Source organism: Bradyrhizobium sp. WCU1 (assembly GCF_053474805.1).
In genome coordinates this window covers 6906598-6918800 of the sequence record NZ_CM130280.1, presented here as the reverse complement: position 1 = coordinate 6918800, position 12203 = coordinate 6906598, and the positions used below count along the sequence as shown (strand labels likewise).

Genomic DNA, 12203 nt, shown 5'->3' with positions numbered 1-12203 from the left:
CCAAAAGCGGGAATAACGTCGCCCACCGCCGGAAACACACCCGCACATCCATAAGGGGTATTCATGAAGACCGCCAAAGACGTCCTGAAATCGATCAAGGACAACGACGTCAAATACGTCGACCTGCGCTTCACCGATCCGCGCGGCAAGTGGCAGCACGTGACCTTCGACGTCAGCATGATCGATGACGACATCTTCGCCGAGGGCACGATGTTCGACGGATCGTCGATCGCCGGCTGGAAGGCGATCAATGAATCCGACATGTGCCTGATGCCCGACCCGGTCACCGCGACGATCGACCCGTTCTTCGCCGAGACCACCATGGTCATCACCTGCGACGTGCTCGAGCCGACCACCGGCGAGCCCTACAACCGCGATCCCCGCGGCATCGCCAAGAAGGCCGAGGCGATGGTGAAGTCGATGGGCGTGGGCGACACCGTATTCGTCGGCCCCGAGGCCGAGTTCTTCGTGTTCGACGACGTGCGCTATTCGGCCGACCCCTACAACACCGGCTTCCGCCTCGACTCCTCCGAGCTGCCGATCAACTCCTCGACCGAATATGAGGGCGGCAACCTCGGTCACCGCATCCGCACCAAGGCCGGCTACTTCCCGGTGCCGCCGCAGGACTCGGTGCAGGACATGCGCTCCGAGATGCTCGGCGCGATGGCCAAGATGGGCGTCAAGGTCGAGAAGCATCACCACGAGGTCGCCTCCGCCCAGCACGAGCTCGGCATGAAGTTCGACACGCTGACGCTGATGGCCGACCAGATGCAGGTCTACAAGTACTGCATCCACCAGGTCGCGCACATCTACGGCAAGACCGCCACCTTCATGCCGAAGCCGGTCTATGGCGATAACGGCTCGGGCATGCACGTCCACCAGTCGATCTGGAAGGACGGCAAGCCGACCTTCGCCGGCAACAAGTACGCCGACCTGTCGGAGACCTGCCTGCACTACATCGGCGGCATCATCAAGCACGCCAAGGCGATCAACGCCTTCACCAACCCGTCGACCAACTCCTACAAGCGTCTGGTCCCGGGCTATGAAGCTCCGGTGCTGCTCGCCTACTCCGCGCGCAACCGTTCGGCATCCTGCCGCATCCCCTACACCGCGAACCCGAAGGCCAAGCGCGTCGAGGTGCGTTTCCCCGATCCGATGGCCAATCCCTATCTCGGCTTCGCCGCGATGCTGATGGCCGGCCTCGACGGCATCAAGAACAAGATCGATCCGGGCCCGGCGATGGACAAGGACCTCTACGATCTGCCGAAGGAAGAACTGAAGCAGATCCCGACCGTCTGCGGCAGCTTGCGCGAAGCGCTCGAGAGCCTCGACAAGGATCGCGCATTCCTCAAGAACGGCGGCGTGTTCGACGACGACTTCATCGACGCCTATATCGAACTGAAGATGACCGAGGTCGCCCGTTTCGAAATGACCCCGCACCCGGTCGAGTTCGAGATGTACTACTCGCTGTAAGCTAGCAGCACTGAACACACGCGAAAGGCGCTTCCGATGGAAGCGCCTTTTGTTTTTGGGGCATCTGTCATTGCGAGGAGCGAAGCGACGAAGCAATCCATACGTCCGCGCATACGGAGAGATGGATTGCTTCGCTTCGCTCGCAATGACGATGTGGCGAAAACGCCTCTTCTTCGCTTACACCTTCGCCTTCGCGACCCGCCGCCCCCCGGCATCGAGCGCGCCGAACTTGCCCGCGATCAGGTCCGGCGTCGGCATCATGCCGCCGAGCGACCAGCTCGCCGGCTCGCCCTCCTCGATCTTGACCCAGACGTTGCGGCGGAAGTCCGGGTCGCCCTGGCCCTCGACCTCGACCATGAGATCGGTGACGCGCTCGAGCAGCGCCTTCTTCTGCGCGACGTCGAAGATGCCGCGGACGGTGGAAATGGTGACGTAAGGCATGGTCTCTCTCCATTGCTGAGGTGGTGACAACGCAGCGAAGGTGGACCTGCATGACCCAAAGAGGCAGTGGCCGATCAGACAGAGATCGGGCAATATCCGCCATGGCCTGATCGCGCCGATCAGGTAGGATGCCGGCAACATCAGGAGGTCCCCATGAAGCTTGCGATACTCGCGCTGGAAGCCTGCATGCAATCGGCGGTCGCCGGCATCGCCGACATCCTCACGCTCGGCAACCATGTGATGGCGCTGCGCGGCGGCAAGGCGTGCTTCAGCTGGCAGACGCTCTCGCTCGACGGCAAGGCGGTGCGCGCCGGCGGCGGAAAGCTCGTTGCGGTCGACGGTGCCATCAGCAAGCGGGCCGCATTCGACGCAATCATCGTGCCGGGCAGCCTGGTCGATCACCTCACTGCCGAGCGCCTGCAACCGCAATATGACCGTGCCGGCGCCTGGCTGCGCCAGCAGCATGCCAGCGGCCGGCTGATCGGCGCTTTCTGCAGCGGCGTGCTGCTGCTCGCCAATGCCGGGCTGCTCGACGGCCGCCGCGCCACCATCACCTGGTGGCTGCAGAGCGAGCTCCGCCGCCGCCATCCCAGGATCGACCTCGCCAGCGACGCCGTCATCACCCAGGCCGATCGCCTGGTCTGTGCCGCCGGCCCGATGTCATGGGTCGACCTGCTGCTGCGGTTGATCGAGCTGGTCGAAGGCGCCGAGGTCGCGAAAGTCTGCGCCGACTACGCCGTGATCGACACCGCGCAACGCACCCAGGCGATCTTCATGCCGCTCGGCTACATGCTCGCGCAGGACCCGCTGCTGATGAAAGCGGACATGCTGGTTCGCCGCACCGGCAAGGCGCCGATCACGGTGCGGGGCCTCGCGCAGGCGCTGGGCCTGAGCGAACGCACGTTGAACCGCCGTTTCCGCGAATTGACCCACGAGCCGCCGCAAGCCTTCATCACGCGACGCCGCGTCGAGCACGCCCGCACGCTGCTGGAGACCACGGCGCAACCGATCAAGGCGATCGCCCGCGCCACCGGCTATGAGGACGAGAGCAGCTTCCGCAAAGCCTTCCGAAAGCTGACGCTGCTGTCGCCGCAAGCCTACCGCGCGCAGCGATCAATTCGCGCGGCGTAGCCGCGTCGGATGAGGAGCGCGTAGGATGGTTAGAGCGGAGTGAAACCCATCATGTCGAACCACGCGCAAATGATGGGTTTCGCTCCGCTCTACCCATCCTACCGACCGCGACGCGCCTACACCCGAAACAGTTTCGCGTAGCGCGCCTTGATCTCCTCGCTCTGCTCCTGCACCTGGGCGGGATCGGCCCTGAGCACCTTCAGCTTGTCGAGCGGCACGTGGCCGGCCTTCTCCTTCACCCCGGCGTGGAACGAGCGGTGCGCGAATTCGTCAGCCAGCATCTGCTGGGTTTCGGCGCTGAAGAAATAGCTCTGGAACAGCCGCGCCGCGTTCGGGTTCGGCGCGCTCTTGAAGATGCCGCTCGGCACGATGATCAGCGGCGCGCCCTCGGTCGGATAGACCACCTCGACCGGCTTGCCCTGGTCCTTGGCCAGCACGAGGTTGTAGTCGTTGCCGTCGGCCATGACGGCGCGCTCGCCGAGCAGGATCTTCTTCGGCGGATCGGCGGCCGACTGCACCTGCATCACCCGCTGCTGCGACAGCTTCTCCAGGTACGGCCAGCCGAGATCGCGCGCCAGCACGAAGGTTGCGGTCAGGATCGCGCCGGAGTAGCCCGGGTGCCCCTTGACGATCTTGCCACGCCATTTCGGATCGAGCAGGTCGGCATAGCTCTTCGGCGCGTCCTCGCGCTTTACCTGCTCGGTGTTGTAGCCGATCACCTCGAACCAGGCGCAGGAGGTCGCCGACGTGCCGTCGGGATCGATCTGGTCGGCGGGAAAATGCTTTGCGACGGATTCCGGCACGTAGGCCGCGAGCCAGTCGTTCTTCTTCCAGTCGAGGTAGTGCGCGGGATCGGTGGAGTTGGCGACATCGACGGCGTGGATGCCGCTGCCCTGCTCCTGGGCGATGCGCTGGAAGATGCGTTCGGCGCCTGAGCGCTCGACGCGGACGCTGATCCCCGGATATTTCTGCTCGAAGTCGCGCGCCAGGCGCTCCGCCGTGTTCAGTTCGAGCGCGCTGTAGTACGAGATTTTGCCTTCCTTCTTGGCCGCCGCGATCAGCTCCGGCGTCACGGCCTCAGCCGGCGGCGGCCCCGCCCGCAGCGGTTCGGCGAACACCATCCCGGCGGCGGTGGCCGTCGTCAGCTTGAGCCAGTCGCGTCGCGACCATTTGCGGTCCTGCATCCATCTACTCCCTGAAAGCGGGCCGTTGGCCGGCCGCTCGATTGTCAAGGGAGCATAGCGCGTAGGATGGGTGGAGCGAAGCGATACCCGTCCTACGGACCGATCACCGCCAGCTTCGGCGCAGCACCCGCATCCAGTTGTCAAAGCCGATCTTGCGCAGCGTGGCGTCGTCGAAACCGCGCCCGCGCAATGCCTGGATCAGGTTCTGGAGATGGCTTGCATCCCTGAGCGGACGCGGCATCACCGCACCGTCGAAGTCGGACCCCAGCGCGACGTGGTCGTCGCCCATCCGCTCGACCAGATAGCCGAGATGGTCGGCGACCGTCTCGATCGGGGCGTCGGGATCGCTGTGCCCGTCCGGGCGCACCTCGGACACACTGAAATTGAAGCCCACGACGCCGCCCGATGCTTTGACGGCATCGAGCTGCCGGTCGGTCAGGTTGCGGGTCGCGGGGCAGACCGCATGCGCGCAGGCGTGGGTGACCACGATCGGAGCCGTGCTGAGTGCCACGAGATCCCAGAAACCGCGCTCGTTGAGGTGGGCTGCATCGAGCATGATTCCGAGTTCGTTGCAGGCCTTCACCAGCGCCTTGCCGGCGTCGGTCAGGCCGGGACCGGTATCCGGAGAGCGCGGATAGGCGAACGGCACGCCATGGCCGAAGATGTTGGGTCGGCTCCAGACCGGGCCGAGCGACCGCAGGCCGCGGGAATAGAGCCGTGCCAGCCCGTCGAGATCGGCGTCGATCGCTTCGGCGCCTTCGAGGTGCAGCACGATCGAAAACACCGCGTCCCGCCGTGCCGCCTCGATCTCATCCACGGTTGTCACGCGTCGGATCTTTCCGTCGGCGCGGGCCATCATGGCATCCAGCCCGCTCAGCTGGGCATCGATGGTGCGGCGCGCATAGGCCGCATCGAGCGGCTCGGCAAGGCGCACCTCGTACCCGTCGGCGGTTCGCGTGAAATCGCCCTGTCGCGGATGCTCCGCCTTGGCGTACATCGCAAACAAGCCGCCGACCATGCCGCCTTCCCGGGCACGCGGCAGATCGAGATGCCCTTCCTCCGAGCGCACCAGAAAGTCCCGGCCGCCTTCCCGGTACTCGGCGAGCTGTTGAGCCGCGTCATTGTGGCCATCGAAGATCGCGATCATGGTGTGGTCCTGCACTGTGCATACCTCGCGTCGAACTTGCGCCAAGTAGGATGGTGGAGCGAACCGATACCCGTCAAACGGCGGACCGCATGAGAGATGATGGGTTTCGCTGCGCTCTACCCATCCTACGGACTGCCTCGGTCAGCCCGCGACTTGCGGATGATTGACCGCCAACTGAGCTGCAAAGGCCCGCTTGTAGGCGGGCCGCGATTCGCCGCGGGCGACGTACGCCGCAAGCTTCGGATGCCCGTCGAGCATGCCCGAAGGTTTGAGCCGGAGCAGCACCGACACCATCATCAGGTCGCCGGCGCTGAACGCGCCGTCGAGCCAGTCGGCATCGCCCAGACGATCCGACAACTGGTCGAGCCGCTGGCGGACACGATCCTCGACCAGCGGCAGGCGTTCCGCATGCCACGGCCGGTCGCGCTCGAACAGCCTTGCAGTCGCGAACTCGAGGATCGGCGGCTCCACCGTGTTGAGCGCGGCGAACATCCAGGCAATTGCGCGCGACCGGGCATTGGCGTCACCGGGCAGCAGGCCGGCATGGCGCTCGGCAAGGTGGAACACGATCGCCCCTGTCTCGAACAGGACGAGATCGTCCTCTTGATAGGTCGGTATCTGGCCGAACGGGTGAAGCGCCATATGTGCCGGCTCTTTCATCGCCGCAAACGAAACCAGGCGAACCGCGTAGGGTTGCCCGACCTCCTCAAGCGCCCAGCGAACCCGCGTATCCCGCGCCAGTCCCTTGCCGCCGTCGGGCGACCGCTCAAAGGCGGTAATCGTGATGGTCACTGCAGGCTTCTCCCGGCGAACGCGTTGGTTGCGCAGCTGGTTGTGGATCCCGGTGCGCGACGTACGCGCGCCCGCTCGCGCTTGTCAGCGCGTTCCCATCCTAGCTCTTTTCCGGCGGATTCTCGCGCAGGAAGCGTTCGAGATCGGGCTGCACGGAGTAGGGCTGCGGAACCGGGTCGCCCTGGAAGTCGACCTGAAGATCAAGGCAGCGTCGCAGCACCCGCGCCAGTTCGCTGCGCCGATAGGGCTTGGTCAGCAGCGGAATGCCGTGGCCCCCGCGCCCCTGTTGCGCCGGCAGGACCCCATCGCTGTAGCCCGAGGTGAACAACACCCGCAACGCCGGGCGACCGGCCATCAGCGTTTCCGCCAGTTGCCGGCCGTTCATGCTGCCGGGCATCACGATGTCGGTGAACAGGAGATCGAACACGGTGCCGCGGTTGACGATCTCGAGCGCGGCATCCGCGTTCGCCGCCGCCAGCACCCTGTATCCGAGGCTTTCGAGCTGGCCCGTGACGTAGTCGCGGATCGTGGGGTCGTCCTCCACGCAAAGGATGGTCTCGTCGCCGCCCCTGACCGGCAGATCATCCTCCTCGGCCGCGCGCTGCGCGATGCCGTCCGCCTTGGGCAGGTAGATCCTGAAGATGGTTCCGCGGCCCTGCTCGCTCCTGACCTCGATCCCGCCGCCGCTCTGCTTGACGAAGCCGAACACCATGCTGAGCCCGAGCCCGGTGCCCTGCCCGACCTCCTTTGTGGAGAAGAACGGATCGAAGATCTTCTCCAGATGCGACGGCGAAATCCCGGTGCCGGTGTCGGCGACCTCGATCACGAGGTGGTCGCCGGCGCGCTCGACGCCGTGCGCCACGGCGTCGGGAATCCCGAGCTGGATGTTGCGGGTCGCAAACGACAGCGTGCCGCCCTCGGGCATCGCATCGCGCGCGTTGATGGCGAGATTGACCAGCGCGGCGCCGAGCTGGCTGCGATCGACGAAGGCGAGCCAGGCGTTGCGGTTGAGCTCCGTCCTGATCTCGGTCTGCGATCCCAGCGTCTGCGACAACAGGCGGACCACTTCGCCGATCAGGTCGTTGACGTCGGTCTCGGCGGGCTGCAGCGGCTGCTTGCGCGCGAACGCCAGCAGGCTCGAGGTGAGCTGCGCGCCGCGATCGGCGGCATCGCTGATCAGCTTGGCGATCGCGGCAAGCTGCGGGTTGTCCTTGACCCCATCGGCCAGGATCTCGACCGTGCCGGTGATCACCGTCAGCATGTTGTTGAAGTCATGCGCGATGCCGCCGGTCAGCCGCCCAAGCGATTCCGTCTTCTGCGCCTGAATCAACTGCTCTTCGGCGATGCGGCGCTGGGTGACGTCCCTGACAAAGGAATTGATGATCCAGCCATCGCCGCGGCGCAGCGCATTGAGCGACACCTCGACATGGAAGCGGTGGCCGTCGCGGTGCACGGACGCGGTCTCATAGCGCATCCCCATGCCGCCGCCCGCGGCCTCCTGCAGGAAGCGGGTGATGCGCTGTCGATGCGCGACGCGAAGCTCCTCCGGAAATACCAGTTCGACGACGCGACAGCCGACCGCCTCGGAGCGCGTCCAGCCGGTGAGTGCCTCGGCCTGCGGGCTCCAGTCCAGGATGATGCCGTCCTGGTCGGTCTGCACGAAGGCATCGAGCGCGGTCCTGACGATGGCCTGCGCCATCTGCTCGCTTTCCACCAGCGCCTGGTGCGCCTGACGCTGCGCGGTGACATCGTGCAGCACGATGACCGCCCCGCGCAGGTTGCCGCCATCGTCACGCAACGGCCTGGCGTTGACGACGAGATAGACGGCCGGTTCGGGCCGCAGGGGTTTGACGATCAGTTCGCAATCGTCGATGTCCTCGCCGCGCAGCGCACGCGCCATTGGTGTGTCCGCGATCGGCATCTCGGTCGTACCATCGGCATAATAGTTCTGAAAATTGCGAACGCCGGTCAGCGTGTCAAAACCGGGCTCGACACCGTACAGCCGCCGCGCCGCCGCATTGACGATCACGATCATCGCGTGCTCGTCGGCGACCACCACGGGATCGCGGATGCTCTCGACGGTCTTCTCCAGCAGGTGCTGCCTGCTGCCCAATTGCGCCGACAGCTCGGCCAGCGTCGCGGCGAGCTGGGCGGCCTCGTCATTGCCACTCGGACGTATCGAGACCGGCTCGCCGCGCGACAGCGCGTCCGCCGCCCGCACCAACTGGGCGGGCGTCGTGGCCAGCGATCTCGCAATCAGCTCAGCAGTCATCAACACCACCGCAACCGCGCCGCCGGCGAGCGCCATGCCCGGCCAGGTGACGCCATGGATGAAGCCCAGCGTGAGCAGGAGTGTGACGACGGGAAACATCATCCCGACCGCCAGACGGCCCGACAAATTCATCCCGACCAACTCATCGTGAGCAGTTGCACCGGAAAATGGAAAAGGAAAACAGGAGCAGGAAAGGTATTGTCGGCGCCGGGGCAATATCGGGTGGCTTGCACCCAGTTGCTTAGCCGAGTCCGGCGCCGCAATCCGCCACTTTCGTATCCGTATAAGTACGGAGAACAGGGTTGAGTGCACGCCACTGCCGGCGGAGCCGGCGCTGGGTCGCGGGAATCCGAGCCGTCGGGCCCCCGGTTCGGGGCATCCTTGCGCGGGTGCCGCTGACCGCCGGCGCTCCGCAAGATCGCTCACCGCACTCCGGGAGGCCTTGGCCCGGCTTGGGCGTGCGGAGGGCGGCTATCCGACCTCAAAGGTTGGAGCTGTTGGAACGGATCGGCGCGGGCTTTGCCAGGCCCAGATGGTCGCGAAAGGTCGAACCGGAATATTCGGTGCGATAGAGGCCGCGCCGCTGCAATTCGGGGACGACGAGGCTGGTGAAGGCCTCGACAGATTCCGGCACATAAGGCGGGAAAATATTGAAACCGTCGGCCGCCCTCTCGTCAAACCAAAGCTCGATGTGATCGGCCACCTCGTTGGGATCGCCGACGACGACGGCGCCCGTGCTGATGTGTCCGATGATGAGATCGCGATAGGTCAGGCGATTGGGGCCTTTCACGTCGCGGCGAGTGAGACGCATGACATCGGCAAACAGCCGTTGGCCGCCCTCGTTGGCCTCTGCCAGCACCAAGGGGTCGACCGGTGAATCCCGGTCCTGGCTGGAGACGTCGACGCCGATCGCCGCCGATACCGCCGTGAGGTTGCGGCGCTTCCCCATCCTGCCCAGCGAACCGTAGCGGCTTGCCTCGCCGCCATCGCCCTCGGGCTCCAGCGCAATGAAGGAATTGAGATGGTCGAATATCGCAACCGCCTGCTGCGTCGTCTCGGCGACGACGGGCGTGAGCCCGGGCAGGATCGCGATATCGGCGTCGCTCCTGCCATACTTCCTGGCCCTGGATTTGACATCGGCATAGTAGGCCTTCGCGCTCTCGATCGTCGCCTGGCCGGCGAAGATGACATCGGCATCGCGCGCGCCGAGCTCACGCGAACGATCCGACGTACCGGCATGCAGGATCACCGGATGGCCCTGGGGCGGGCGCCTGACGTTGAGCGGTCCGGCGACGTCGAAATAGCGTCCCTTGTGGTGCAGCGGCGTGGTCGCATCGCTGTCCCAAAGTCCCCGCACCACAGCGACGAATTCATCCGCCCAATCGTAGCGCCGCTCGGTGTCCCAATGGGACTGGCGCGAGAAATTGCCGGCGGCGATTTCATCCGCGCCGGTCACCAGATTCCACGACGCCCGGCCCTGGCTCAGGTGATCCAGCGACGCCAGCATGCGCGCAAGATTATAGGGATCGTAATAGGTCGGATTGGCGGTGACGACGATACCGATATGGCTGGTCGCGGCGGCCAGGCTCGCCCCGGACACGAACGGTTCGAGGCGTGACATCTGGGAGGGATTGGTGCTTTGCAGGCTCGGATCGCTCGCCAGCCGGTCGCCAAGGAACAGAAAGTCGAACTTGGCCGCTTCCACGAGCTGGGTGACCCGCTGAAGGAATTCGATGTCGAAGGCGGCGCCTGCGTGGGAGGAAGGATAACGCCAGCCGCTGGGATGTGTGCCCCCGGCCCAAAACATCAGGCCGAAATGAAGTTCTCGCTTGGACATGGTGAAACGCTCGCGGGATGGTTCAGGCGGCCGTGTCGGCCGGCTGCTTTGAGGGCTGTTCGAACACATTGCGCGGCCTTGCCAGACCGAGTCTTTCGCGCAGGATGACCGATCCCTCAGTGGATCGTAGCCGTTGCCGCCGCACCAGCTCCGGGACGACATCCCGGGAAAAGTCATCCAGGCCGCTGCGGAGAATCCGCGGCACGACCACCAGACCATCCAGCGTCACGGCATGTGCCAGTGCCTCGATCTGGTCGGCGATCTCCGCCGGCGAACCTGCCACATGATTGGCAGCGTACGGTTGCGGCGTCCCTGCCGCGTGGTCCGACGCACTGACGGGCACGATCTCGGCAAACAGCCGCAGATCCTGCGTATCACGACCGGCGCCCCGCGCAGAAGCAAGCACGTGGTCGCGCAGGGCCACGGCGCTCCCTGTCGTCGCCGTCCCCAGGATGGCGATGTCGGCGTGCCGCCCCGCGAAGTCGGCCGACCGCTTGTCCACCACGCGATGAGCAACGATGACCTGGCCCTGGGGCGGCCGTGCAACGTTCAGCGGGCCCTTGACCTTGAAGGATGCACCGACGTGATCGATCGGATGGATCTTGGCGCCATCGACGAACACTCCGCTCTGTTTGTCGCGAATGAATGCATCATCCTCCCAGCTGTCCCAGAGCCGGCGCGCAATCTCGAGGATTTCATCGGCACGCACATAATGGACATCAGGCGCGAAGGCGGCCTGCCCGTAGTTTGCGCCGGCGGGATCGGCCGCGCCGGTCGAGGCCAGCCAGCCGGCACGCCCTCGCGTGACATGATCGAGCGAAGCAGCGAGCCGCGACACGTTATACGGCTCGACATAGCTCGTGTTGGCCGCAGCGATCAGGCCGATGCGACGCGTCCTGGTCGCGAGGAAGGACGCCGTGGTGAACGCTTCGCTGCGCACATCCTCCGCACGACCGACGCTGTCGTCGATCAGGAGAAACGCGTAGCCGGCCCCCTCGAGGTCCCGCGCGAAGGCAGTCAGGTCGAGGGGGTTCAGGGGATCGAAGCTTTCGGCGTGCGTCTGGTGCCCGGATTGCGGCGCATAGAGAAAGCCGAGGTGGAGCGGTTTGGCCATTCTGGTCTCCGTCTGTCAGGCCACGGTTGCCGTCGCGGCCGGCTCGAGCGCGCGGAGTGCGTCATAGATGCGGGCTTCGCGTTGCAGAAGCTCGATGTCGCCCCGCCGACGCGGGCGCGGCAGATCGAGGGTGACGATTTCAGCAATCCGCCCGGGCCGCGGCGAAAGCAGCACGATACGGTCGGCAAGAAACACCGCCTCGCCGACGTCGTGCGTCACGAACACGATGGTCTTGCGGCGCTGCTGCCAGATCCGGATCAGGTCTTCCTGCAACCTGTTGCGGGTGACGTAGTCGACCGCGCCGAACGGCTCATCCATCAGGAGGACGTCGGGATCATTGACGAGCGCACGCGCGATGCCGGCGCGTTGCTTCATGCCGCCGGAGATCTGGTGCGGGAATTTGCCGCCGAAGCCGTCGAGCCCGACCAGCGTGAGATGCTCATCGACCAGGCGGCGGGCTTGTGGCTTGTCCACCCCGCGCAATTCGAGCCCGAGGCCGACATTGGCCGCAACCGTTCGCCACGGATAGAGCGAGGCATCCTGGAACACGACGCCGAGCTCTCCACCGGGACCGTCGATCGGCTTGCTGCGAAATAGCACCGAGCCGCTGCTCGGCTGCTGCAGCCCGGCGAGGATTTCCAGCAGCGTGCTCTTGCCGCAGCCGCTTGCACCGAGCAGCACGATGAACTCGCCCTCCTCGACCGAGAAGCTGATGTTGCTGAGCGCACGCACCGGCGGCGTGCCGGGATAGACCTTGTCGAGAGACCTGATGGTGAAGGCAGGCATCCCCTCGCGCTCCCGCTTGCTCTCGC

Annotated in this window: 10 protein-coding genes; 2 read left to right on the top strand and 8 right to left on the bottom strand. The window is 65.5% G+C overall.

Annotated features, from left to right (window positions below; all coding sequences use genetic code 11):
• Positions 1–63: 63 nt before the first annotated feature.
• The gene (glnA, locus tag ACTUWL_RS32455) at positions 64–1473 is read left to right on the top strand and encodes a type I glutamate--ammonia ligase (protein ID WP_021079135.1); all 1410 of its coding nucleotides are present in this window, start codon (positions 64–66) and stop codon (positions 1471–1473) included.
• 177 nt (positions 1474–1650) lie between these two features.
• Here glnA and ACTUWL_RS32450 read toward each other — a convergent pair whose 3' ends face one another.
• A complete protein-coding gene (locus ACTUWL_RS32450) occupies positions 1651–1914 on the bottom strand; it encodes a tautomerase family protein (RefSeq protein ID WP_021079134.1) in 264 nt (87 codons plus the stop codon).
• A gap of 153 nt (positions 1915–2067) precedes the next feature.
• On the opposite strand from ACTUWL_RS32450, the gene ACTUWL_RS32445 reads away from it, so the two are divergent.
• On the top strand, positions 2068–3045 hold the full coding sequence (locus ACTUWL_RS32445) for a GlxA family transcriptional regulator (protein WP_021079133.1): 978 nt from the start codon (positions 2068–2070) through the stop codon (positions 3043–3045).
• A 116-nt stretch (positions 3046–3161) separates the two neighbouring features.
• On the opposite strand, the gene ACTUWL_RS32440 is transcribed toward ACTUWL_RS32445, so the two are convergent.
• From ACTUWL_RS32440 to ACTUWL_RS32410, 7 genes are all read right to left on the bottom strand, one after another.
• Positions 3162–4229 (bottom strand): ABC transporter substrate-binding protein, encoded by a 1068-nt coding sequence (locus ACTUWL_RS32440; protein ID WP_021079132.1) that lies wholly within the window; start codon positions 4227–4229, stop codon positions 3162–3164.
• A gap of 103 nt (positions 4230–4332) precedes the next feature.
• The gene (locus ACTUWL_RS32435; protein WP_021079131.1) at positions 4333–5376 is read right to left on the bottom strand and encodes a dipeptidase; all 1044 of its coding nucleotides are present in this window, start codon (positions 5374–5376) and stop codon (positions 4333–4335) included.
• A 141-nt stretch (positions 5377–5517) separates the two neighbouring features.
• Positions 5518–6168 carry a glutathione S-transferase family protein gene (locus tag ACTUWL_RS32430; protein WP_021079130.1) on the bottom strand — a complete coding sequence of 217 codons (651 nt, stop codon included), beginning with the start codon at positions 6166–6168 and terminating at the stop codon, positions 5518–5520.
• A gap of 100 nt (positions 6169–6268) precedes the next feature.
• Positions 6269–8572 (bottom strand): PAS domain S-box protein, encoded by a 2304-nt coding sequence (locus ACTUWL_RS32425; protein WP_021079129.1) that lies wholly within the window; start codon positions 8570–8572, stop codon positions 6269–6271.
• A 349-nt stretch (positions 8573–8921) separates the two neighbouring features.
• Entirely contained in the window at positions 8922–10277 is a 1356-nt protein-coding gene (locus ACTUWL_RS32420) for an NtaA/DmoA family FMN-dependent monooxygenase (RefSeq protein ID WP_021079128.1), read from the bottom strand.
• 22 nt (positions 10278–10299) lie between these two features.
• Positions 10300–11391, bottom strand: a complete 1092-nt coding sequence (locus ACTUWL_RS32415) for an LLM class flavin-dependent oxidoreductase (protein WP_021079127.1) — start codon at positions 11389–11391, stop codon at positions 10300–10302.
• Between the two features lie 15 nt (positions 11392–11406).
• On the bottom strand, positions 11407–12177 hold the full coding sequence (locus tag ACTUWL_RS32410) for an ABC transporter ATP-binding protein (RefSeq protein WP_021079126.1): 771 nt from the start codon (positions 12175–12177) through the stop codon (positions 11407–11409).
• Positions 12178–12203 lie beyond the last annotated feature (26 nt).